This is a genomic window from Gemmata sp. SH-PL17 (assembly GCF_001610855.1).
In the GTDB taxonomy this organism is placed as follows: domain Bacteria; phylum Planctomycetota; class Planctomycetia; order Gemmatales; family Gemmataceae; genus Gemmata; species Gemmata massiliana.
The window spans coordinates 2,332,586-2,356,028 of record NZ_CP011271.1 but is presented as its reverse complement, the minus strand read 5'-3'; the positions used below and the strand labels follow the sequence as shown (position 1 = coordinate 2,356,028).

General features: G+C 64.2%; 17 protein-coding genes. 6 read left to right on the top strand and 11 right to left on the bottom strand.

Annotation, left to right across the window (positions count from 1 at the left end; translation table 11 throughout):
• Positions 1 to 65: 65 nt before the first annotated feature.
• Together VT84_RS09850 and VT84_RS09845 are read right to left on the bottom strand one after the other, a co-directional pair.
• Positions 66 to 1,589, bottom strand: a complete 1,524-nt coding sequence (locus VT84_RS09850; protein WP_082839407.1) for a hypothetical protein — start codon at positions 1,587 to 1,589, stop codon at positions 66 to 68.
• On the bottom strand, positions 1,586 to 2,791 hold the full coding sequence (locus VT84_RS09845) for a glycosyltransferase family 87 protein (RefSeq protein WP_052559964.1): 1,206 nt from the start codon (positions 2,789 to 2,791) through the stop codon (positions 1,586 to 1,588). Before VT84_RS09845 ends, VT84_RS09850 begins: the two co-directional genes overlap by 4 nt.
• A 339-nt stretch (positions 2,792 to 3,130) precedes the next feature.
• Here VT84_RS09845 and VT84_RS09840 point away from each other — a divergent pair, with 339 nt between their 5' ends.
• Entirely contained in the window at positions 3,131 to 3,595 is a 465-nt protein-coding gene (locus VT84_RS09840; RefSeq protein ID WP_082839406.1) for a hypothetical protein, read from the top strand.
• 361 nt (positions 3,596 to 3,956) lie between these two features.
• On the opposite strand, the gene VT84_RS09835 is transcribed toward VT84_RS09840, so the two are convergent.
• Positions 3,957 to 5,150, bottom strand: coding sequence for an Lpg1974 family pore-forming outer membrane protein (locus VT84_RS09835; protein ID WP_052559967.1), 1,194 nt, complete (start codon positions 5,148 to 5,150; stop codon positions 3,957 to 3,959).
• Between the two features lie 72 nt (positions 5,151 to 5,222).
• A complete protein-coding gene (locus tag VT84_RS09830) occupies positions 5,223 to 7,253 on the bottom strand; it encodes an adenylate/guanylate cyclase domain-containing protein (RefSeq protein WP_082839405.1) in 2,031 nt (676 codons plus the stop codon).
• Positions 7,254 to 7,596: 343 nt separating this feature from the next.
• Between VT84_RS09830 and VT84_RS09825 the strand changes: the two genes are divergently transcribed.
• A complete protein-coding gene (locus VT84_RS09825) occupies positions 7,597 to 11,652 on the top strand; it encodes a hypothetical protein (protein ID WP_082839404.1) in 4,056 nt (1,351 codons plus the stop codon).
• Between the two features lie 104 nt (positions 11,653 to 11,756).
• On the opposite strand, the gene VT84_RS09820 is transcribed toward VT84_RS09825, so the two are convergent.
• From VT84_RS09820 to VT84_RS09790, 7 genes are all read right to left on the bottom strand, one after another.
• Positions 11,757 to 12,542, bottom strand: coding sequence for a hypothetical protein (locus tag VT84_RS09820; protein ID WP_082839403.1), 786 nt, complete (start codon positions 12,540 to 12,542; stop codon positions 11,757 to 11,759).
• A 178-nt stretch (positions 12,543 to 12,720) separates the two neighbouring features.
• Positions 12,721 to 13,491 (bottom strand): inositol monophosphatase family protein, encoded by a 771-nt coding sequence (locus VT84_RS09815; protein WP_052559975.1) that lies wholly within the window; start codon positions 13,489 to 13,491, stop codon positions 12,721 to 12,723.
• Positions 13,492 to 13,543: 52 nt separating this feature from the next.
• Positions 13,544 to 14,551 carry an ROK family protein gene (locus VT84_RS09810; RefSeq protein WP_082839402.1) on the bottom strand — a complete coding sequence of 336 codons (1,008 nt, stop codon included), beginning with the start codon at positions 14,549 to 14,551 and terminating at the stop codon, positions 13,544 to 13,546.
• A gap of 103 nt (positions 14,552 to 14,654) precedes the next feature.
• Positions 14,655 to 15,308 carry a phosphoribosylanthranilate isomerase gene (locus VT84_RS09805; RefSeq protein WP_052559978.1) on the bottom strand — a complete coding sequence of 218 codons (654 nt, stop codon included), beginning with the start codon at positions 15,306 to 15,308 and terminating at the stop codon, positions 14,655 to 14,657.
• Positions 15,309 to 15,317: 9 nt separating this feature from the next.
• Entirely contained in the window at positions 15,318 to 15,902 is a 585-nt protein-coding gene (locus VT84_RS09800; protein ID WP_082839401.1) for a Uma2 family endonuclease, read from the bottom strand.
• Between the two features lie 23 nt (positions 15,903 to 15,925).
• Positions 15,926 to 16,882 (bottom strand): ROK family protein, encoded by a 957-nt coding sequence (locus tag VT84_RS09795; RefSeq protein ID WP_082839400.1) that lies wholly within the window; start codon positions 16,880 to 16,882, stop codon positions 15,926 to 15,928.
• A gap of 98 nt (positions 16,883 to 16,980) precedes the next feature.
• Positions 16,981 to 19,626 (bottom strand): bifunctional YncE family protein/alkaline phosphatase family protein, encoded by a 2,646-nt coding sequence (locus VT84_RS09790; RefSeq protein WP_082839399.1) that lies wholly within the window; start codon positions 19,624 to 19,626, stop codon positions 16,981 to 16,983.
• 208 nt (positions 19,627 to 19,834) lie between these two features.
• Here VT84_RS09790 and VT84_RS09785 point away from each other — a divergent pair, with 208 nt between their 5' ends.
• From VT84_RS09785 to VT84_RS40680, 4 genes are all read left to right on the top strand, one after another.
• A complete protein-coding gene (locus VT84_RS09785; RefSeq protein WP_082839398.1) occupies positions 19,835 to 20,383 on the top strand; it encodes an HD domain-containing protein in 549 nt (182 codons plus the stop codon).
• Positions 20,384 to 20,503: 120 nt separating this feature from the next.
• A complete protein-coding gene (locus VT84_RS09780) occupies positions 20,504 to 21,709 on the top strand; it encodes a hypothetical protein (protein WP_082839397.1) in 1,206 nt (401 codons plus the stop codon).
• A 188-nt stretch (positions 21,710 to 21,897) separates the two neighbouring features.
• Entirely contained in the window at positions 21,898 to 22,266 is a 369-nt protein-coding gene (locus tag VT84_RS09775; RefSeq protein ID WP_082839396.1) for a hypothetical protein, read from the top strand.
• 36 nt (positions 22,267 to 22,302) lie between these two features.
• A complete protein-coding gene (locus VT84_RS40680; RefSeq protein ID WP_239465762.1) occupies positions 22,303 to 23,418 on the top strand; it encodes a hypothetical protein in 1,116 nt (371 codons plus the stop codon).
• Positions 23,419 to 23,443: the final 25 nt, after the last annotated feature.

Here is a 23,443-nt window from a genome sequence, read left to right as displayed (position 1 = left end):
GAAGTGAACAGCGGGAACCAGCCTACCACCGCGCGAAGGGGCGTAAAAGAGCGGTTGCGGCGCGATCAGGGTGCGCGGCGCTTGTAGAGCGTAGCGGTCGGCGTGACTTTTACGACCTGCCATACGGGGGACTCGGCGAACCATTCGTCGAACGGGGTGCCGGTGCGCGTGAGTGCGAAATCAAATTGCCCGTATTCTTTCTGCCAATCGTCAATCGCACTGCCCGGGGTTTCTGATTTGTGAACGAACTTCACGAGCCACGGGCCGGTCATTAGTTCACAGCGATCATCAACGAACACTTTGTATCCCGGGGCGTGATAGATCACGAATCCGCCATCAATGTATTCGCCGTTGAATAAGTGATTCGGTTCACCCGGTTTCGGTTCATGTTCTTTGAGCACATCCAACAAGTCGACCGGCCACGCTGCCGGGTCGTGTGTTGCCCATCCCGAGCCAATGAGTGGGACCGGTGTGCGCGTGGTCTGTAACGTGAGTGCGAGCAGCACCACGGCGACCGGCAGCCACACGTGTGCCCACCCCGGGCGTGTTTCGGCACTGCCGGGCTGGTACAGGTCCGGGCGGTAGGCCGCGAGCCACAGTGCCCAGCGCGTATGTTTCCACATCGCGGTGATGGTTACGACTGTTACGACCGCGAAGAGCGATACGTGCCGACACCGACTGAATGCGAGTGCTAGCCACACGAGTGGGAGCAACCACGACACCCGAATCGCACTGCGCTTCACGCCGTATAGCACAAACAGATAAACCACCGCCAGCGCTACCACGGGCCACGCATACGGTGCGGTTACATCGAGTGGCCGGTGCTCGGAGATAATCTCGCGCAATTCGGGCGCGTCCATGATGACGTGCCACGTCCGGACCATGTCGATCCCGTAGGGGCTCGCGAGCACGCTCAGCCCGCAGCCGCTCGCGACGAGCGCGAGTAGCCTGACGTCGCGCCAGGACCGTACCGGGGACGGGCGCTTCAGTTTCCAGAAGACCACCCAACCCGCGAACGCGATACAAAGCGTGCCGATTCCCCCCAGTACGCCGCCGTGGACGTTCGTCCAAATCGCGCACAGTGGGATGAGCCAGAACAATCGCTTGAGGCGTGGTCGGGCGACATCTGTTTCGGCCAGTACGACCGCGACCACCGTCATACACGCGAGCGTGAACAGGTGAGGGCGAACGTGGAAGTGCGAGCCGGCCGCGGCTAGGGCTAGCGCGACCGTGCCGTACACGAGAATCGGGTGTAACCCGGTGCGCTGTAACCGAACCGTGAGCCACGCGAACACGGCGGCAATCAGTGTGACCGCACCGAGTAACTGCGTATCGAACCCACCTACCCTATGGGCCAGGGCCATTCCCACTTCGCCGAGCCACTGGTACGGCACCCACCACTGACCGCCGAACGTGAACGTGTACGGGTCCGCGCGGATGAACCCGTCTTTGAGAACGAGTTCGCCTGTCGTGGTGTGCCAGAACGTGCCGGGGTCGCGGAAGAACGCTGAGCGCCCGACCCCGAGCAGCATCAGCCAGACCAGAAGGAACGCGATCGCCCCCGGTCCGAACCAGCGCGGGAACTTCATGCCGTCACCGCGGCGGTTCGAGGCGCGCGACCGATTTCGGACTCAGAGGCGCGGAACGTGTGCATCGTGTACAGGAGCAGAATGGCGGGCGATACCCACAAAAACCAGAACGACCCGAGCTGGAGCAGATTAATCACGAGGCAGCCCAAATTCACTGCGAGAAGCCCAGCGAGGATCGCGGGGGAACCGATTCCCCGTTCGGACCGTTTTCCGATCACCATCGCGAACACCGCCGGCAGCAACAGTACCATGTCAAACGGCCACGCGCCATACGGCGCAGTGGTGAATGATACGAGTAACAGCAGCGGGAGCTGTTCGGTCCAGTTCCAAGTGTTTCGTTTGGTCCACCGATACCATACGAACCAGATCACCCCAATGCCGACCGAGACGAACTGAAGCCGGAAAAGGCGCTCGCCGAACGCCATTCGCAGTACCGAGCCGAGCGTGGGTGAGAGCCACTGCGCCGGCGGGCGGTTGCCCATCGCGTCCGCATACTGGTGCCACACGTCGGGGTTAAACGCCAACGGAATGAGAGCACAAGCCAATCCCGTTACGGCTCCACCTACGAGCACGCGCCACCGCCCGCGAACGAGCGCGTCCACCGCGATACCGGCCCACAACAGGTACGCGAGGTGCGGTTTGATCGCCACGAGTACGGTTGCCGCGCCCGCGCAATATTCCCACGAACGGTTCCGAACTGCCCGGCGCTCGCATTCGAGGAACAGCACCGCGCCGAGCACGAGGAACATGCTGATTTGACCGATGGAGAGCGCGAACACGGTCGGTAAGAACGTGAACGCGACCGTCCAGCCGATCCACCGCCGTTCGCGCGCGCCGCCGAGTAGCAGCCACGCTCGGTCCGCACAGAAACCCGTCACAACAAGGTGTATGAGCAGCCACAGGAGTTGGGCTTCGCGTGCCGACAACAAGCCGAGCGGCAGCACCACGGGGAGCGACCACGGCGGGTTCCACATCATGATCGCTTCGGACGTGTCGCGCCCGGCGTGTTGTTGGAGCGGGAGTAATAGCGACTCATCGAACGGGTTCTGACCGTTTAGCGCCAATTTTGCGGCCGCCCAGTATTCGACGAAATCGTCCGGCGGCCACACGGTCGGGTCGGCGAGTAACTGCCGAACTTGTCCCGCGAGCAGAACTCCGACGAGCGCCAGAACGCCGAGTGAGAGAACATTACGAGAAGTCATGCCACAGCTTAGAACGCATTTCGGCCTTCGAGCAGTTCTCTCGTAACGTGTGCTGCGCAGATCAATGTGTGCATAGTTCGACCAACAGGCAGATTACAGAATTTTCATCCCGATTCGGGCGCGGTGTTAGGTCGCCCCCCGGTCTCTCGTCTTTTAGGTACGACGGAAGGAATTCGCCACTGCTCGTCACGCCGCACGACCGCGAGCCGTCTTGTAAGTCAGGTACGGGACTTGCGGTAACTCCGACCAGTTTTTTTGAACCGGCAAATGTACCGAGCGCGCGATGCGCTTCGGGTGTGTTCTATGTTTGATTTGCTTTCGTGAAACTGAGACGTGTCCATGTTCACCGCAAAACTCTCCCACGTTCACCCAATTCTGCTCCTCGGTGTGGTCGTTCTCGCGTTCACGGGGTGGATTGCCTACGAAGGTGTTACTGGCCAGGGTGCGGCGTCGGTGATGGGATCGGAGCAATCAGAATCCGAAGACGGTGCCAAGCCCCTCCCAAAACTCCCGCCAGAAGTTGTGATCGGTGCCGTCTGTGTTGGGCAACCGCGATTGTTCGTAGAGCAGCACCTGATGGCGCACTCGGCCGGCGATATTGATCCGGTCGATCTTTCAGCGGGAGCGCCGGTGCTGCGGTCCCGGTACCGTGTGTACATCGGCCGTCCACTCCCGCACTTGAACCCGTCCCTGCCACCCCACATGTTCCGCCCCGGTTCGTACATCCTCACTCTGGAGTTCGACGGCCGACACGCGGGGCACCCGTTGTTCCGCATCGATCTCTCACCAGAGAATCCGGGGTAAGCGAGTTGAGTTTGTTAGGAATTGATATTCATCAAATGCGGCCCCCATTCATCGAAATGAATGGGGGCTTTTGTGTTTGTTGGGCGGGAACCGTGCCTGTGAACAAATGCTGAAGATGGTGACGAATTTTGACAGAATTTACAGGATCAACGAGATCAAGAGGCACGCTCGCAAAGTCACGAGATGAAAAGGACGTTCAGGGCAACGTGGTGGGCGAACGACCGAGATGACTCGGGCTGTTCGCCCTGTCTACAAAGTCTGCATTCTCACCGGCGGCGTAAGCCGACCGTTCGCCCCATGCCGGAAATGCAATGAGCCGGGGAGGTCCCCCGGCTCGCACGAAGTTCACATTGTTCGTGGATCAATACACCACGGACGCCTGGATGAACAGCCCTTCGAGTGACAGGTTCGAGGGACGGGTGATGACCTTGCCCTGTGACACGTCGTCCACGAACCGCGGGCGCTCGAAGATGCCCTGCCAGTGGGTCACCTCGTAGCCGGCGCGGATGGAGATGGTGCGGTACTGCCAGCCGGCCCCGACCGCCAGACTGCCGAACGGCACTTCCTTGCGCACGTCGTACCGGCTGTTCACGTAAGTCGTGGCGCCGCTATCGTTGGTTTCGATCACCAAATTCGTGCTGCGCCCGCTCAGGAATCCCCCGGTCGCCCGTGTGTAGAGGTGGAACCCCTTCGGACCGGCCAGGGTCGCTTCCGCGCCGATGAGCGGCCCGAAGCCCTGGAACCGCGACCGGGTTCGCACCGCGGCCTGGTTCGCATCAGCGCCGTCGTAGAACGCATTCAGTGTTTGCCGGATGTCGGAGAACCGGAACCCGGCAATGGCTCGCACCGCGAAGTTGTCTTGGATCACGAACCGCCGGCCCGCGAGCAGGTCGAACAGTTGGTAGTCGAGGTCCGCGGTGCCCGACGCGGTGAGAGCGCGATCGGTCAGCCCGGGGCGCGTGAGGGTCGGGAGTAGCGACACATTCGGTGTCGAGAAGATGGTGCTATCGGCGCCGGCCGTGAGGTACGTGTACGCGAACGCCGTTTCCCACTTCCCGCCGTCGTACAGGTAGCCGATTTCGGCCCGTAACCCGCTACCGAGTTGGTAGTTAAGTGAATCGATCGGCCCCACGGTCCCCAACCCACCGCTACTGTTGCGGATCACGAAGTCCATGTCCGAGTTCCGGGGGCGCATCAACAGGAACTCGCCTGTTGTGTAGAACCCGCCGTGTTGCGGCACCATTGGTGTGAGAGATCCCGGAATCTCGCCGTGCCCGCCGTGCTTATCCGGTGGCGGAAGGAGATCGCCGAAGCCGGCCGGGGTGAGGTCTTTCACTGGCAGAGAGTCGTCCGACAGCGCGGAGAGCGAGCGAACGGGCTGGCCGGTCGAGGGCGCTGGAGAAGCCGTCGGTGGGGTGCCGGGCGGCACTATGGGTGCGAGGGGCATCGAAGTACCGCTCGCGCCGATTCCCGGTAAGGTGCCCGGTTGGGCGGTGGCGCCCCCCGCGAACATTAATAACGCGCCGATTCCCGCCCACGAACGCACGTATCGCATGGCCGAACTCCCCCCAGAAACCAGCCCGCGTTGAACAATTTGCGCGGCCCATACCGGGGAGTCGAACGGGAATCAATAGAGATCTTCGGACCCGTGGACGAACACTTTACCTGTACCGCGGGTATTTTGCCCACTCTTCCGACGTGGGCAGTGAAGTGCGGGCAAGATGCCCGCGGTCCCAGGGGCGAAGTTACTCCGATCCCGACGGGGCCGGGGGAGCGAAGGAGCCGTCCCAGTTGGCCGGGGCTTGCGCTTGGTCGCGTCCATGACGCGGATCAGGCACTTGCCCACCGTGTCGTCCGTGAACCGGGTGGTGAGTTCTTCGTAGCACTCGGCCCATTTGCCTTGGGTGAACAACTCGACCGTCGCGGTCCATTCTTCTTGGAGCCAGTCCGGGACGCTGGGTGTTTGGGCCGAGTACAGTTCGTAGGCCCACACGGGGTCGGGGAACCCCTTCGCGCGCACTTTACCCAGCACCCGCGTGCGCATCTCGCGGCCCGTCGGGTCGGCTTCGGCGACCTGCTTGGAGACCTCGCCCGAAACGATAATGGGCACGCCAAACGCCTTCGTCATTGCCTCCAGGCGGAACGTCAGGTTCACGACGGGGCCGTACAGGTCCACCACCGCGAGGTCGTGCGCGCCCAAGCGCCCGGCCACCGCGGTCCCGTGGGTGATCCCCACGCCGCAGCGCCCGGACCGGGTCCAGTCGCCGAGGCGCCCGGCGATGGAAATGGCCGCGCGCGCGGCCAGTTCGACCTGCCGCGCTTGGGGCTTGGGCCAGCCCCAGAACCCGAGCACCGCGTCGCCGCGGAACCCGCCCACCACCCCGTCCCGGTCGGTGATGGTCGAGGCCATTGTGTTCAGTGCGTTGCCGATCTCCCGCTGCGAGGCGAGCAACTCGCTGGCGTGCTGCGAGGCGAACAGCGAGTAGTTCCGCAAGTCGCAGAACAGCGTGGTGATTTCCTTCTCCTCGGGAACCAGCATGCGCTCCAGTTCGGCCGGGTCGTCGAGGTACTTCCAGAGGCTCTGCGGCCACGCGCGCCGGATGACCTTGTTCTGCTCGGTGAGCCGGCTCACGCGCAGCGTGGTTTCGATCATCCCGACCAGCAGTTCGGCGATCTTCTGGTACTGGGTCAGGTCGCTGACGATCTTGTCCTGGGAGGCCTTGTCGAGCAGATCCCACTGCCCGCTGGTCTGCCCGGCGACGTAGAGCGCGTAGCGCGAGCCGTCCTGGAACGGGGTACACACGGCCCACGGGGTCACGCCGTGAACGTGCGTATCGGCCATCGTCAGTTCGGTAGCGCCCCCGGCCCCGGTCGGATCGGGGGACCAGCAGTGGAGGCAGCTCCGCCGGCGCTCCATGATCGCGCGGTGGGCGAGCCGCTTCGAGGGCGCGAACCCGCCCTGCGAGTGCGGCGTGTTGGGGCGGACGTTGTACTCCACGAGGTTGAGGCGCTTCTCGCTGGGCGGACAGTCGGGCGGGACGCGGACGATGGCGCACGCATCGGCCCGGGGCATCGCGTCCATGACCACGCGGAGCATCTGGCGGAACAGGGCCTGTTCGGTGGTGATGGCGCGAATGGTGTTGGGCAGGTTCTCCATCGCCCGGAGCGCGGCGGCCGGGTTCGCGAACGGGATCTCTTCGAGCTGCGCGCGGGTCTTCTCTTCCTGGCGCGGCGCGATGGTCGCGTCCACGGGGCTTTCGTGCTGGGACTCTTCGTCGTTGTGTAGGGTGAAGCGCGTCTGCCCGATCCAGAACGACTCGCCGCGCCCGACGAGGCACTTGCCCTGTGGCGCCTCCACCAGCTTCTTCGCGCGCTCGTCGAAGACCAGCGTCTGGTTCGCGGGCGGGTTCGGGTACCCGGGGCTGGTCGGGCGGGTTTGAACGGTCAGCTTCTCTTTGGCCGGCTCCCAGGTGACGACCGCCTGGAACCGCGAGATCTGGTCGTCCTCGGGGACGGCGATGTCCATCTTCCCCTCGTCCCGGCCGAGGTTCATCGCCTTGTTCGGGGTGAGCGGGAACCGACGCCCGTACTGCCGGGCCATGACCGCCGATTTTTTCGGGTCGGCCTGAATGTCGGTGATCGCTTCAAGCTCTGCCATCGTCTGCAAGCTCCTCACGCGCGCCCCTCCGGGCGCGCGCCCATCAGTCGCACCCTTTTATCGTACTTGACGAACCCGCTGGGTGAGAGGCACGTGTTCCGAGTTTTCTGCGCGCTCGGGCGCTGGGGCCGGAAATTGGAGGCCCGCGGGCGGGTGCGTGGGGCGGCATCGTGAGCGCGATTTCAACAGTGTAGTGCGCGGGGCGCCCGAGCCGGCACTTTGTCGAGGAGTTTATCGAGAATCGGGCACGTTTTTCGTTCAGATACTCTTGACAGCGTGCGTGTGGGCGGTATAGCCGCCGGTTCTCTGCGCTATCCGCGGATTATCGGGGGGGGAGTGCCGCATGGACGCGGTCGATACATCGGCTCCGGGGCGTTGCCCGCACCGGCGCGCCCGGCACACAGTGGTTCGGGCGCTCGTGCTGTTCCTGCCGCTCGCGTGCGTGCTCGCGCTCTGCGCGGTCGTCTACGCTCAACAGCCGGCCGCGCCCGGAGCGCCCAAATCCCCGATCCTGCCGGCGGCCGGCGACGGCACGCGCGACCCGAAGAACCCCGAGTGGTCCACGGACCCGGCGGACCCGTTCCCGATGCCACCGGAACTCGCCAACGTCGAGCTGATGAAGCAGACGCACGAGGAGGCGTATGCGAAGTCGGCCGGGTGCATGGCGTGCCACAAGGGGGTCGGCGACCCGCACGGCAAGGACACGCTCCGCATCGGCTGCACCGACTGTCACGGCGGGGACGCCTCGTCGATCGATAAGAACAAGGCGCACGTCCTGCCGAAGATGCCGCAGTTCTGGCTCAGTGCCGCGAACCCGGTCCGCTCGTACACGCTGTTGAACAACGAGTCGCCCGCGTTCGTCCGGTTCGTCAACCCGGGCGACTTCCGAATCGCGCACATCAGTTGCGGGACCAGCGGGTGTCACCCCAAAGAGGTGCAAACGAACCGCAAGCAGATCATGAACACGGGCTGCATGTTGCTCGGGGCCGCGGCCTACAACAACGGCACGCTCCCGGTGAAGCGCGCGATCATCGGCGAAGCCTACGGCATGAGCGGGGCACCGCTGATGCTCAAGACGTACCCGCCGCCCACACCGGAAGAAGAAAAGCGCGGGGTCGTTGCCCAACTCGTGCCGCTCCCGCGGTTCGAGATGAGCCAGCCCGGTAACGTGCTCCGGATCTTCGAGCCGGGCGGTCGGTTCCTACCCGAAATCGGCATCCCCGAGACGAAAGACGAACCGGGGCGCACGCGCGTCCGGCTCAGCCTCCGCGGGTTGGGCACGAGTAACCGGACCGACCCCGTGCTCGTGAGCGCGAACAAGACGCGCCTCTTCGACCCGACGCTGAACTTCCTGGGCACCAACGACAACCCGGGCGACTACCGCAGCAGCGGGTGCTCGGCGTGCCACGTGGCCTACGCGAACGACCGCTCCCCGATTCATTCGGGACCGTTCGCGAAATTCGGCAACCGCGGTACCAGTTTCAGCGACGACCCGACCATTCCCAAGAACGAGCCCGGGCACCCGATCGAGCACAAGTTCACCAACTCGATCCCGACCAGTCAGTGCATGGTGTGTCACATCCACCCCGGCACCACGGTCATGAACAGTTACATCGGGTACATGTGGTACGACGAGGAGTCGGACGGGAAGCACATGTACCCGTCGAAGCAGAAGGACCCGACGCCCGAAGAACTGGTGCGCTCGATGCTGCGGAACCCGAACGAGTCCGCGGCGCGCGGGCACCTGTCCGATCCGCAGTTCACCGCGAACCTCACGGACCTGAACCCGCACCTGTCGAAGAACCACTTCGCGGACTTCCACAGTCACGGGTGGGCGTTCCGCGCGGTGTTCAAGAAGGACAAGAAGGGGAACTACATCGACCACGCGGGCGGGTTCGTCGGCCCGCCCACCGCGGAGAAGATGGCCGCCGGGGTGGACTGGCCGAATCAGGCCCGCAAGTTCCACCAGGACTCGAAGTTCCCGGACCCGAAGACCGGCGCCCAGGCCGCACGCGAGGCCGAAACCAAGCTCAACGATTCGTGCCGCGCCGGGAAACCCGTTCACCTGATGGACATCCACATGGAGAAGGGGATGCACTGCGTGGACTGCCACTTCTCGCAGGACATGCACGGCAACAACCGGCTTCATATGGAAGTACGGGCCGCGATCGAGATCCAGTGCGTCGACTGCCACGGCACCGCGGGCGCCTACGCGACGCTCAAGACTTCCGGCCCGGCGAGCTACACTTCCGCGCCCGACGGTAAGGGGCGGAACCTGCTCGCCATGAAGACGCCGTTCGGTGTGCCGCGGTTCGAGATCCGCGAGGCCCCGGACGGTACCAAGCGCTACTTCCAGAACTCCAGTGTCGAGAAGGGGTTGCAGTGGGAGCTGGTGCAAACGAAGGACACCATCACGAAGGGCCACGCCCGGTACAACGAGAAGGCCGCGCTCGCGAAGACGGTTCGCGTCGATAAGACCAGCGGCAAGATGGTGTGGGGGGATCTGCCCGGCGACGGGAGCTGTGCCCACTCCAACGACAACATGAGCTGCATGACCTGTCACTCGGCGTGGAACCCGAGTTGCTTCGGGTGCCACCTGCCGCAGCGGGCCAACCTGAAGATGCCGACGCTCCACGCGGACGGGGGCGTACAGCGGAACTACACCGCGTACAACTTCCAGACGCTGCGGGACTGTACGTACATGCTCGCCCGCGACGGCGACGTGACCGGCAACAAGATCAACCCGGCCCGGTCCAGTTGCGCGATCCACGTGGGTTCGCACAACGGGAACCGCGAGGGGATCTACGTGCAACAGCCGACGATCTCGGCCGAGGGCTTCGGCGGCATCGCGTTCAGCACGAACGTGCCGCACACGGTCCGCGGGCGCGGGGTCGGCGAGACCAAGCAGTGCAGCGACTGCCACCTCTCGAAGAAGAACGACAACAATGCGTGGATGGCCCAGTTGCTCATGCAGGGCACCGGGTTCATGAACTTCGTCGGCAAGTACGCCTGGGTCGCGGCCGGTGAAGAGGGCGTGTTCGCGGTGCAGGTGACGGAAAGCACCGAGCCGCAAGCGGTGTTCGGGAGCGACATGCACTACTACGCCTACCCGGACAACTACAAGAAGCACGCCGAGAAGGGCGGGCTGCTGAAGAACGCGCACGAGCACCCGGGGCGCGACATCTCGAAGGGCATAACGCGCCCGTTCCTGAAGTCCGAGGTGCTGATGGTCCAGAACCGCGGGGAGTACCTGTACGCCGCGTGCGGCGAGGGCGGGGTCCGCGTGTTCGACATCGCGTTCATCGACGACAAGGCGTTCGCCGAGCGCATCGCGACCGCGCCGGTTTCGCCGATCGGCCAGAAGTTCTACCTGGACACGAAGTACGCGACCTACGTCGCGGCCCCGACAACGGTCCCGGTGGACCCGACCCGCACGCAGATGGAGGGGAACAAGGAACAGAAGATCCACCCGCTGTTCGGGTACCTCTACATCTGCGACAAGTACGAGGGGCTGATCCTGACCGGCGCCGCGACCACCATCGACGGTAACCCGGTGAACAACTTCTTGAAGAAGGAAGTGTGCTTCAACCCGGACGGGCTCCTGTACGACGCGAAGCACGCGGTGGTCCACGGGCACTACGTCTACGTGTCGTGCGCCGCGGGCCTCGTGGTGATCGACATCGACGACCCGAAGAAGCCGAAGGTGACCTCGGTCATCGGCGAGAAGCACCTGAAGCACCCGCACATGGTCGCGACGCAGTTCCGCTACGCCTACGTGTGCGACGAGGAGGGCGTGAAGGTCCTGGACATCACCGACCCGGCCAAGCCGGTTCCGAAGTCGTTCATCCGGCTCCCGGAGGCGCACAGCATCTACCTGGCCCGCACCTACGCATACGTCGCGGCCGGCCCGCGGGGGCTGGTCATCCTCGACATCCAGAACGCCGAGGAACCGAAAGTCGAACTGACGTACAATGCCAACGGGCACATCAACGACGCCCACGATGTGAAGCTCGGCATCACGTACAACAGCTTGTTCGCGTACATCGCGGACGGGAAGAACGGGATGCGGATCGTGCAACTGATGTCACCGGAAACCCCGGGCTACGAGGGCTTCGGCCCGAAGCCGACCCCGCGCCTGGTGGCGACGTTCCGGTTGCCGCACGGCGGGCACATCAAGAGCGTGGCGCGCGGGCTTGATCGCGACCGGGCGGTGGACGAGAGCGGCAACCAGATCGGGGTGTTCGGTCGCGTCGGGGCGCGCCCGCTGAACGAGAAAGAGCAGCGGAAGATGTACCTGCGCGACGGGATACCGTGGTACGTCAGCGACAACCCGAAGGAGCCGGGGCTGTACGAAGAGCGCCGGACGCCGAAGCCGAAACGCCGCCGACGGCGGGTGTAACACGACGAAAAGTCAGCCGGCCCCGCCGGGATGAAGACAAGGTTGTCCTTGCCTTCATCCCGGCGGGGCCGGCTGACGTTATGTGCGATGGAAAACCAGCGCGTTTACTTCGGGCTGACGTCGAACTCGACCGTCTTCACTTCGGTCGTCGGGCCGGCGATCTCGACCTGTTCACCGGCGCGCCCCTTGGCGCCGCCGCGGACGCCGTTCTCGTGCCAGTACACGAGCCGGTACTTCCCGACCGGTGCGTTCTTGATCTCGAACTTCCCGTCCTCGTCGGTGATCGCGTAGTACGGGTGATCGAAGATGCGGACGTAGCCCGTCATCCAGCCGTGAATGGTGCACTTGTACTGGATCGGGGTGTTTTCCTTCACCAGCGGATCGGGGAGCTTCCACTCTTCTTGCTTCGGGATGGTCTTGTTGTGGGTGCCGTTGTTGGCGGTGTCCCAGAAGAAGTTGTGCGCGACCGGGGCGGAGTTCTTCACCACCAGCTTGTCGCCGACGCGGGCGACCGAGACGCGCGGCCCGAACAGGCAGCACGGCTGATCGATGACCAGTTCACCGGGCTTCCGCTTCGCGTCGTCCGGGTGGATCTTGTTCTTCGGGAACTCGACCTTCAGGTCGGTATCGTCGGGACGCAGGAACACAACCACATTCTTGATGCCCTTGTTCTTCGCGTTCACGAGGATCGACTCGTCGAGCAGGTCGCCCTTGCTGGTGCAGTGATCCTTGTCCTGGGTGACGTTGAGCGTCGCGCGCTTGGGCAGTTCCTTGTCCTTCGGGAAAACGACTTGGCCCTTGATCGTCGCCCATTCTTGGGCGCTCACCGCGCTCCCGGGGCCGACGAACACGGCCGCGGCGAACAGCGCGGAAAAGACGAACCGTTGCATTCGGGGCAACTCCAGATTGGGAAAGGGGAATTGGGCGGCTACGGCGGGAACCTATCTTACCTATTGTTCTGCGGAAGTGTCCGGACGGCAACCGGTGGCGTGCGTTTGGTGCTTTGTATTTCGTAACGTTTCAAGAACCCCGGTCCGAATTTCGGGGTACCTGACCAGATATTGACCACTACCCGCGCAGCATTTCAACCACGGTCGCGTGCAGTTTCCCGTTGGTCGCGAGCACGTCGGGCGTGTGAATGGTCGGGACGCCGTTCCAGTCGGTGAACGCGCCGCCGGCCTCTTCGACGATGGGCTTGGTCGCGGCCACGTCCCAGGGGTTCACGCCGTGTTCGAGCATGATGTCCGCGGCGCCCTCGGCGACGAGCACGAAGCCGTAAAAGTCCCCGTGCCCGCGCTGGCGCTTGGTCTTGCCGTACAGGTCGTGGAACACCTTCTCGCGCCCGGCGCGCGAGAACCACCCCATGCTCGAATAGCACAGCGAGGCGTCCGCGAGCGTGGACACGTCCGACACGCGGATGCGGCGCTCGTTGTGGTACGCACCGTCCCCGCGGAGCGCCCGGTAGGTCATCCCGAACACCGGAATGTACACCACGCCGCCGATCTGCTCGCCCTGATATTCAAGCCCGATGAGCGTGGCCCAGATGGGCACGTGGCGAATGAACGACTTGGTCCCGTCGATGGGATCGATGATCCACCGGAACCCACTCGTGCCGGGCTGGTTGCCGAACTCTTCGCCCAGGAACCCGTCCGCCGGGAACGCCGCGGACACGGCCTCGCGGATCAGCTTTTCGGCGGACTTGTCGGCGATTGTGACCGGGCTGCTGTCGGACTTGTGCTCGACCTCGAACGTGGTTTCGTAGTAGGTGCGGGCGAGGTCGCCAGCTTTGTGGGCCGCGTTGACGGCCAGATCGTATCGGGTGCGCCAGTCTGCGTTCATGCGAGCTTGCGCGGGGCGTACCCCGCTTCCAATCCAAGGTAGGGGGGGGAAGTCAGATCGCTTCGCTCTGCACCACTTCGGCCGGTGAGGGTTCGGCGGGCACGGCCGGCGCTGCGGGCAAGTGAGCTTTGGCGTAAGCCGCACAGCCGACGATACCGGAATCGTCCCCGAGTTGCGCCGAGACGCACTTCACACCGTTGGCGGCGCCGGGCAGAGCGTACCGCTGGGCGATTTCCCAGATGCGCTCGATGAACGTGTCGCCGAGCGCGCCCGTTACGCCCCCGCCGACCACGATCACTTGCGGGCTGATGAAGTTCACCAGGCCGCCGAGGGCGGCACCGAGCGCGCGGGCCGCGTCGTCCACCAGTTGCACCGCGACCGGGTCGTCTTTCTGGTAGTATTCCGCGAGTTGCGAACTGCGAACGCCGGCCAGATCCACGCCCTTCCATTCCTTCCGCACGCGCTTGGGGGCGTCGTCCAGAATCTCTTTCGCGCGCTTCATCATGTACTTGCGGCCGGCGATGCCTTCGAGTTCGGTCCCCCGGCGCCAGTGAACGATCAGGTGCCCGATCTCGCCCGCGTTGCCGTTAAACCCGGTGAACAGTTCGCCGTTGAGGATCATCCCCCCGCCGACACCGGTGCCGACGAACACACCGAGGACGTGTCGGGCGCCCTTCGCCGCACCATGCGCGAACTCGCCGTATGTGCCCATGCGCACGTCGTTCTCGACGATGATCGGCCAGTGCCACGACTCGGGCAGGAGTGGCTTCACGTCCACGTCGCGCCAGTCGAGGTTAGGCGCGAACTTCACTCGGGTGCTGCCCAACTCGATCTGCCCCGGGATACCGAGGCACATGCCGAGGATCTTGCTGGGGTCGATGTCCGCCGCGCGCACGACCTCGTCGACGGCCTTAACGATGTTGGCGACAACCCCGGTCGGACCACCTGCGGCGGACGTGGGTTGTTTGGCGCGTGCGAGTAGTTTGAGATCGTCGTCGAACAGACCGGCCAGAATCTTGGTTCCGCCGAGGTCGACGCCGAGCCAGTATCCGGTGCTCATGCCGGGCTTCCGTAGGGTATGTCCGGTCGTGGGCCGCGTGCCGTCCTGGCGCCGCATATTGTAAGAGCGGACTATACTTACGCAACGAGAAACGGTCCGCAAGTCAAGTGAAAAGCGATTCCGACGCGGTTCGCACGTTCTTCACAAACAGGGCGACCTTATCGGGATCTTTTACGCCGGGCGCACTTTCGACGCCGCTGGCAACGTCGACACCCCACGGGCGCACGACGGCGATCGCGTCCGCAACGTTCTCCGGGGTCAGCCCCCCGGCAAGGATGATAGGTACGCCGACGTCGAACCCTTTCAGGAGATCCCACGGCGCCACGTGCCCGGTGCCGCCCATCTGTCCCGGAACGTGCGAGTCGATCAGCACCGCGGCGGGCGCCCGGTTGAGTGCCCGTGCGGTATCAACGAACCGGCGCACGTGCTCCAATCCGGCCTGATCCTTCACCCGGAACGCGGGGACGTGGGCGAACGGAAAGGTATCGGCGTCGGGCGGCTGGTCGTCGTAAGTCTGCACCCCGCGCAACCCCAACTGGAACGCGACCGCACACACCTGTCGCACCGGCATCCCCACGAACACCCCGACGGGCGTCGTGAACGCCGGGAGCGCGCGAACGATGGCCCCCGCTTGTGCGGGAGTGACGAACCGCGGGGATTGGGGATAGAAGTTCAGCCCGACCGCATCGGCCCCGGCTTCGGCCGCACCGCGTGCGGCCTCGGGGGTGGTGACACCGCAAATTTTGATACGAACCATACGGTAAGTTTACGCGGCGGGCGGCGCGGGTGGAGGTGTTAGCCCGCGCTCGCCGGGAAGTTTGAAGATGTCCGCAACTTTAATCGCCAGTTCCGGCAAATCGTCGCCGCCGGTGAGTTCGCCGTCTGCGCCGATGACTTCCATATCTTGTTTCGGGCGGTAAACAGTGATCCCGCGCTCTTCGTAATCAACTTGCCAGACGATTTTCACGCCGTTCGCGAGGTACTCGCGGATCTTCGCGTTAATTTGTCCGGGGCGGTCGTTCGGTGACGAAACTTCCACCGCAAGAACGGGCGGAACGTCGCCCCATTTTGGGTGCAAGTCCTCGAACTTGTTCGCGTCTGTGAAGAACGCCACGTCCGGTCCCAGAACGGTTGCCGGATTCCGAGCTAGGATCACACCGGATGCCGTGACGACGTACCCAAAGCGGACGTGCTGCGCGTACTCTTCGAGAAATGAGCCGAACCGGGCAAGAACAACGCCGTGCGGCCTTTCTGGGCGCGCGTCTTCAACAACCGTGCCGCGGATGAGGTGGAACGAGCGCGGCCCGTGTTCCGGGCGGTGGACGAACTCCCAGAATTCCTCGACGGTCATTGCGGCGCTCCTTCTCGCACAGTCTACCCGCCGAACTTCTGCCGCGCCAACGCCAGCGCGCCGTGAATGACCACCTCTTCGCCCAGCGCCGCGGGCACGATGTCCGTCAGCCCGGCGAACGGCGGGAACGCGCGCTCCGCGACCATTTGACGGAGCGGAGCGAAGAACAACTCTTCGCCCATTAGCGACACCCCGCCACCGATCACGATTCGGCGGGGGCAGAGAAGCAGGCTAACTTGTCGGATCGCTTGTTGAACGGCCCAGTGCGCCAATCCCAGGATGTGTTGGGCGAATGTGTCGCCGGCGCGCGCTTCGTTGGCAATGATGACCGCCGTAATATCTTCGAGCGGCAATTCGCGCAGCCGCGTTCCCCACATGTCTGAATGAGCGAGGTGGGCGCGCGCCGTGGACGCAATCCCCCACCCCGACGCGACGGACTCCAGTGTGACCAGCGCGGGTTCCGTATCCGCTTGGGTCGTCAAAACTTGTGTGTGCCCGATCTCCGCCGCTCCGCGGCCCACGCCGCGGTAAATCTGGCCGCCGATAATCAGCCCACCGCCGATACCACTGCCGATCGTGATGTAGAAGATCGGCGACATCCCCTTCCCCGCGCCGAACAGCGCTTCGCCCAACCCGGCGACGTCCGCGTCGTTGCACAACACAGCGGGTACGCCGACCAGATCGCTCACCCAATCTGCGAGCGGGAACCCATCCCAGCCGGTAATTTGGTGTGACTTAATGACGGTTTGATTTGTGTCGTCTGTTGGCCCGCCGAAGCCGATGCCGACGCCCTGTAAGGTGCCGGGGGCGGTATTAGCTTTGGCAAACAGTTCGGGCACAGCGGTGATGATTTGCTTGCGAATCCCCTCGCCGCCTTCCGAGGGGTTCACGGTTCCGCGCCACAGCGCGGGGATGTGTCCGTCGCCGTGGCCCAAGCCGAGTTGGAGCTTCGTTCCGCCGATCTCGATCCCGAGAAACATGATTCGTCCTTGCTTCGCGTTGCGTTGTACCGGTGCGCCAGAAGTTACGCTGTCGTCCCACCTCTGGCTACCCGGAAACGCTCCGCGTGAGCGACGAATCAGTTATCGTCGTCATCATCGTCCTTCTTCGCCGCCTTGAGCGGCACGAAGAACGCAGCCCGCACTGGAGGTGGCATTGCGCTCTTCGCCCCGCGCACGGCCTTCCAGATGATCTCGCTGAACAGCAGATCGTCCAGTGTGTCTTCTTTCGCGAGGTTCTGCTTCTCCATCCACGCGGCGCCGAACCCGCCCGGCTTGTTCTTCTCCTTGAGGTCCACTTTCGGCACCTCGTGCGTGTAGTCGCTCAGGTCGGGCTTCGCGGTGAACGAGTTGTACATGGGCCGTGCGGCCGCGTCGAACTGGCTCATGGGCTGCACGCCGAGGATCAGTTCCATCGTGCGCAGCATGCTCGTGGTCGAGTACAGCGTGCTGTCCACGAACTTGCGCTTCGTGTACGGCGAAATTACGAGCGCCACGGAACGGTGCGCGTCCACGTGGTCGGGACCGTTCTGCGTGTCGTCCTCGATCACGAAGATCGCCGTTTCCTTCCAAAACTTGCTCTTGCTGATCGCTTCGACCACCATCCCAACCGCGAGATCGTTGTCCGCGACCATTGCGGTCACGGTCGGCGAACCGACTTTCGTCCCGGCCGTGTGGTCGTTCGGCAACCGCATCACCTGCATGCGCGGCATGTCGCCGGTTTGCTCGAAACGCTTCAATTCGCTGATGAACCGCTCCGCGCGCTTCACGTCGGTATATTCGAGGTCGTACCCGCGGAACTTCGGGTCGATCTTGCCCTTCAGTGCGGGGACCGAGGGGGTGGCGTCCTCGAACCCGCCGTCCGGCTTGCGCTTCCCGTTGGTCACCCACTCGCCATAGGTGCGGTAGCTCACCTTCGCTTCCGCGCACTTGTCCCACAAGTACCCGCCGCTCGGCCGGGCGATGAGATCCTTCGCGCCCTCGCTGGGGTAGCCGAAAATCTTCCCGCCGCGGTAGCTCAGCGGCCAGATCTTCTCTACGAAGTCGGTCGCGTAGGCGCCCATCGTCCACTCGTGACCGTCGGCCGACACCTCGCCGTCGACGTACAGGTTGTCGAGCAGAACGAACTGCTTCGCGAGCTTGTGCTGATTCGGCGTCACCGCTTCGGGGAACAGGCACAGCGAGGCGTCGCCGTTGCCCTCCTTGATGTCCCCGAACACCTGATCGTAGGTGCGGTTCTCCTTCACGATGTAGATGCAATACTTGATCGGGCTGGCGTCCCCGAGTTTCTTGGGGATCGGGTTGCCCGCTTCCACGGCATCGGCTCGCACCGCACCGCCCTGAAGGTACGGACTGCACGAGTACGCGGTCTTGCTGTGCGTCGCCATTTGCTCCGGGGTGGGCAACTTCATGACGGCGAGAGAACCTTTGAGTAACTGCCCGATGTACTCGTTCAGGTTGCGCGCGAAGGGAACGAGCGGGTTCGGCCCGCCACGGTTCGCCTTGGACGACAGCCCCTTCCCGTTGGCAACGTAGAGCTGCTTGTCGGTCGGGTTGTAGCGCACGCTGGTCGGGTACCACCCGGTCGGGATGAACCCGAGCGACACGGCCTTCGTGCGGTCGGCGATGGTGAACACGCCGAGGTTGTTCGCGTCCGCGTTGGCGACGAAGAGCATCTGGCCGTCGGGCGTCATCGCGAGACTGTTCGGCGTGTTCCCGTTGGGCGCGTTCGGGTAGAGGGCACAGTTGATCGTCTGGAGCCCCTTACCGGTCGCCGGGTCGATCACGCTCACCTTCGTGGAGTTCGCGCACGCGACGTAAAGAGCGTCGCCCTTCGGCGCGAGCACCATTTCCGTTGGGTGCTCGGCGGCGGCCCACGTCGCGACGACCTGGTTCTTTTCGAGATCGATCACCGCGATACTGGCCCGCGCCCACAGACTGACGAAGCACCGCTTACCGCCCGGTTCCACGAGGCACGCATACGGGTACACTTGCGGGTCGCTGGCGCCTTCCGGCTCGTCCTGGGCTTTCGCGTTCGTTTTCTCTTCCTTGCGGCCGTCCGGTGGACTGGGCGGCTCGCCCTTGTTTGGCTCTTTCTTGAACTGTTCCGGGTTGAACGAGATCACCTTCTTGTTGTCCGGGTTCACGAGCGGCACGCGGACCACCGCGTCCGCCCACGGCACCGCGGCGAACAGATCCTTGCCCGTGGGGTCGAACGCCAGCCCGCCGACCACGCCCTTGCGCTTCGGCACGCTCACGTCGAGCGGCTTGCCTTTCGTCAGGAAGCCCTTGTCGAAATCGAAGACGTGAACGACTTCGTCTTCACCGCCGCTCGCGTAGATCTGCTTCCCGTCGACGCTCCAGGTGAGGCCGTAGAACGCCTGGTGAATCTGGACGCGGGACAACACCCGGGTGCGCTCCGGGTTGAGGTCGATGACGAGGATCTCGTGCGGCCCGAACCCGGCGCACAACACCGCGGCGAACTCGCCGGTCGGGTGAATGGCGATGTTAACCGGGAAGTCGCCGGCCTCGATGTGCCGGCCCGCGGGCCGCAACGACCACTGGTTCGGGAGCTGCACCGACCCGTCGCGCCGCAACCCCGGCAGTACCCGTTCCAGGGGCTTTGATTCCGCCTTCTGCTCGCTTTTTGCAGGCGGATCGACCGCGAACAGCCCGACGCACGCAGTCAGGACTATCCCGACCGCTAACAGCGATTGCCCACGCATGTTTCGACCTCGTGCGTGTAGAGATGTGGAAGGGAAGTTATTGTGCGAAATCAGCGGGCGTGCGGCGTGAAGTTGTGAAGAAGGCCAAAAGGCACCTAACCCCCTAACCCCCTTCCCTAAGAAGGAAGGGGGGCGTTGTCCGGCTCCCCCTTCCTTCTCAGGGAAGGGGGTTGGGGGGTTAGGTTCTTCACTTTGCTACAATCCCCTCATGTCAACCACCATTCCTCTTGCCGATATGCCGTTCGAGGCGGCCGCGCTCGCGGCACGGGCGCACCAGCACCAGAAGCGCAAAGATAACCAGACACCCTACGTCAGTCACGTGTTCCGCGTGTGCCTCGTGGTGCGGCACACCTTTGGTTTCGACGACCCCAAAATGCTCGCCGCGGCGCTGCTGCACGACACGATCGAAGACACCACAATCGACTGTGACGACATCATCGAGCGCTTCGGTGCGGACGTGGCCAAATGGGTGGCCGCGCTCACGAAGGACATGCGATTGCCGCACGACGAGCGCGAAGCCGTTTACGCGAAGGAACTCGCGACGGCCGACTGGCAAGTGAAGGCACTCAAGCTGGCCGATCTGTACGATAACCTCAGCGACTCCAAGCACCTCTCCCCGGGCGGGCGCCGGAAGACTGCGGGCAAAGCGCGGTTCTACCTCGACGCCATCCGTCAGGCCCTCCCCGATCAGATTCGGCCCGCGCTCGCGCTCGTGGAGCAGCGCCTGACCGAACTCGAACGCAGTCTAACGCCGTGATATTCTTGTCCGCGTGCGGGATTGCGGCTTTGGCGGGGCGGAGCGAATCGGAATAATGTCGGTGTGCTTCTCGCCCGTACCCATGCCGGCGCGGTTGAGAAAACGTCTTCGGAGACTCCCATGTTACTTCGCTGCTTGGTTCCGACCGCGCTGGCGGCGGTCGTGTGCCTCTCGTTCACCCCACCGGCGGCCGCGTGCCCCGGGTGCGGCCCGCCCTCCGGTCAGACGCTCACCAACGAGGTCGCGCAAGCGGACTTCATCCTTTACGGCACGCTCAGCAACGCGAAGCCGGATCCCAAAGATCCGGGTTCGACGAAGGGCACCACGGACATCACCATCGACTCCGTCGTAAAGGAGCACGCGCTGGTGAAGGACAAAAAGGTGTTCACCATCCCGCGGTTCGTTCCGCCGGACCCGAAGCCGTTCAAGTACATGGTGTTCTTCAACGTCGTGAACGGCGACGTGGACCCGTACCGCGGCGTGGTGGTGGGCACCGACAGCAAGCTGCCCGAGTACGTGAAGGGCGCGCTGGCCGTGAAGCAGAAGGACGTCACGACCCGGCTCCGGTACTTCTTCGACTACCTCGAATCGAACGAGATCGAAATCAGCGGCGATGCGTACAACGAGTTCGCAGTCGCCACGTACCAAGAGGTGAAAGAACTGGCGCCGAAGCTCCCGTTCGAGACGCTCATGAAGTGGCTGAAAGACCCGAACACGCGGTCCTCGCGCCTGGGGTTGTACGGCATGCTCGTCGGGCACTCCGGGAAGGCCGAGTACGCGAAAGAGGTTCGCGCCCTCATTGACGCGCCCGAGAGCAAATCCAGCAGTGGTTTGGACGGCCTGCTGATGGGTTACATCCTGCTCGACAAGAAGAATGGGTACGACTACCTGATGAAGCTGGTCGCGGACAAGGACAAAGAGTTCCTCATCAAGCACTCGGCACTGAAGACGCTGCGGTTCTTCTGGGAGTACCGCCCGGACGTGCTGACGCGCAAACAGTTGCTCGATGGTATGTCGGCATTGCTCGACCACCCGGACATCGCGGACATGCCCATCGACGACCTGCGCAAGTGGAAGGCGTGGGAACTGAACGACGCGGTGCTGAAGCTGGCGGACAAGGAGTCGCACAACACGCTGCCGATCAACCGGCGGGCGATCCTGAAGTTCGCGCTGGCCGCGAGCTGGGCCGATCCAAAGAACACCGCCGCTGCCGCTCACGTCGAGAAAGTCCGTAAGGACCAACCCGACCGCGTGCAACAGGTCGAGGATTTGCTGAAAGACGAAATGAAGGTGGCTCCGAAGCCTCCGGAACCGCCGAAGAAGTGAGGTGGTTGGAAACCGTGAGGTCTGTCTGCTCTCCACCCGCTCGGTTGCCCTCGCGGTTCGCCTGAGCTTCTTGACGAACTGCGAGGTCACGAGTCGGTGCCTGTCCGAATCTCCGAAAGCTCAACAGCCCCGTTCGTTTTTGGCGAACCGCGAGGGTAACCGAGCGGGTGGCGAGCAGCGAGTACCGTATGGACAGGTACTGGTTCTTTACCTGGCGCACATACGGGACTTGGTTCCCGGGGCAATCGGGTTTCGTGGGGAACTACGTCACGACCGCCGGGAATCGGGTAACGGACAACCAAACAGGGGAAATCACCGGCCCGTCAATGCCCGCTCTCGCAGATTGGGCACAGGAGCAGTTAACCGACACCTCGGTGTACCTCACGTTGGAACAAGCTGGCGCCGTTGCTGCTCAGATCCATGAAACGGCCCGAGTCCGCAATCGGTCAATCGACGCCTTGGCGATTATGCCCGATCACATCCACCTCGTTTTTGGAGTTGTTGGCGATCCGGGTGGTGCCCTATTTGCGCTGCACGAGCAAGATGGGTTGCCGTAGAGCGACTCCCGTCAATCCGGGGTCACGGGGGCGATCATGGACGACCTGGGGCCGTTCTGCGGTCTGAACCCGCGCGGCCCGGACCACGGGAAGCGTGGTCACGGGAACCGGACCGTGACCTCCCGGTACGGGCCGGGTAAGGTCCGCCGGATGCTCCGCTGTCGAACCGGCAAGGCGCGCGTCTCCGAGCGCAAGGGCACGCCCCGGTTCGACGCGCGGCTCTCGGCGGAGAAGGTGACCGCGGTTCGGGCTCACGTGGCCGAAGGGATCGGCACCCGCAAGACGGCTCGGCGGATCCGCGCCCACCCGGGCACCGTCGCCCGGTACACCCGACGGGCCGGCGACCACGCCGCACAACGGCACGACGAGTTGGTCCCTTTTTCCCCCGAACACCGCGGAGCTCCCGTTCGACGAGACGTGGGCGCTCGTCGGCAGGAAGCAGAAGAACTGTGCCGGCGATGCCCCCGACAAGGGGACGGCGGGGACCACGTGGCCCTCGACCCCGAGACCCGGTTGGTGGTGAGCCCGGTGGTCGGCAAGCGGACCGCCGACGCGCCCCACGCGCGGGTCCGGGACTTCCGCCCGCGGACCGGCGGTCGGGTGATGCGGCGGATGACGTCCGACGAGTACCCCGTGTACGCGGAGCCCATCCGGGGCGCCTACGGGCACGTGGTCGCGCCGCCGCGGGCCGGTCGCCCGGGTCGGCCCCGGAACCCGCACGTGGCGGTTCCGCCGGCGGTCACGTGCGCGACCGTTCACAAGGAGAAGGAGAACAACCGGGTGGTGCGGGCGAGCACGCGCGTGGTGCTCGGGACGGCGGCGGCGGTGGCCCTCGCCGTGGCCGCGTCCGCCGTCGGGCGGGTGGTGAACACGAGCGTCGTGGGGCGCCACAACGGGACGGACCGGAACCGGTGCCGCCGCAAGGCGCGCAAGACCTATGCGCTCTCGAAGGATTGGGACACCCATCGGGCCGCGACCGTGTTCCGCTACTTCAGTTACAACTTCGGCTGGCCCGTGCGGGCCCTCCGGGTCAAGGGCGAACGCGGTCGGTGGCAGAAACGAACGCCCGCAATGGCCGCCGGTTTAGCGGATCACGTGTGGTCAATGTCGGAATGGGTGGCGTATCCCGCCAAACATATGCCGCGCAAATAGGTCACCACCAGCGCGTCGCGGTGAG

Bases quoted from the DNA above. Each gene is read 5' to 3' on its own strand.
- VT84_RS09815 (WP_052559975.1), bottom strand. From the start codon at position 13,491: ATGAACGCAGACTGGCGCACCCGATACGATCTGGCCGTCAACGCGGCC.
- VT84_RS09785 (WP_082839398.1), top strand. From the start codon at position 19,835: ATGTCAACCACCATTCCTCTTGCCGATATGCCGTTCGAGGCGGCCGCG.
- VT84_RS09800 (WP_082839401.1), bottom strand. From the start codon at position 15,902: ATGACCGTCGAGGAATTCTGGGAGTTCGTCCACCGCCCGGAACACGGG.
- VT84_RS09790 (WP_082839399.1), bottom strand. From the start codon at position 19,626: ATGCGTGGGCAATCGCTGTTAGCGGTCGGGATAGTCCTGACTGCGTGC.
- VT84_RS09840 (WP_082839406.1), top strand. From the start codon at position 3,131: ATGTTCACCGCAAAACTCTCCCACGTTCACCCAATTCTGCTCCTCGGT.
- VT84_RS40680 (WP_239465762.1), top strand. From the start codon at position 22,303: ATGGACGACCTGGGGCCGTTCTGCGGTCTGAACCCGCGCGGCCCGGAC.
- VT84_RS09795 (WP_082839400.1), bottom strand. From the start codon at position 16,882: ATGTTTCTCGGGATCGAGATCGGCGGAACGAAGCTCCAACTCGGCTTG.
- VT84_RS09820 (WP_082839403.1), bottom strand. From the start codon at position 12,542: ATGCAACGGTTCGTCTTTTCCGCGCTGTTCGCCGCGGCCGTGTTCGTC.
- VT84_RS09825 (WP_082839404.1), top strand. From the start codon at position 7,597: ATGGACGCGGTCGATACATCGGCTCCGGGGCGTTGCCCGCACCGGCGC.
- VT84_RS09775 (WP_082839396.1), top strand. From the start codon at position 21,898: ATGGACAGGTACTGGTTCTTTACCTGGCGCACATACGGGACTTGGTTC.
- VT84_RS09845 (WP_052559964.1), bottom strand. From the start codon at position 2,791: ATGACTTCTCGTAATGTTCTCTCACTCGGCGTTCTGGCGCTCGTCGGA.
- VT84_RS09780 (WP_082839397.1), top strand. From the start codon at position 20,504: ATGTTACTTCGCTGCTTGGTTCCGACCGCGCTGGCGGCGGTCGTGTGC.
- VT84_RS09835 (WP_052559967.1), bottom strand. From the start codon at position 5,150: ATGCGATACGTGCGTTCGTGGGCGGGAATCGGCGCGTTATTAATGTTC.
- VT84_RS09830 (WP_082839405.1), bottom strand. From the start codon at position 7,253: ATGGCAGAGCTTGAAGCGATCACCGACATTCAGGCCGACCCGAAAAAA.
- VT84_RS09810 (WP_082839402.1), bottom strand. From the start codon at position 14,551: ATGAGCACCGGATACTGGCTCGGCGTCGACCTCGGCGGAACCAAGATT.
- VT84_RS09805 (WP_052559978.1), bottom strand. From the start codon at position 15,308: ATGGTTCGTATCAAAATTTGCGGTGTCACCACCCCCGAGGCCGCACGC.
- VT84_RS09850 (WP_082839407.1), bottom strand. From the start codon at position 1,589: ATGAAGTTCCCGCGCTGGTTCGGACCGGGGGCGATCGCGTTCCTTCTG.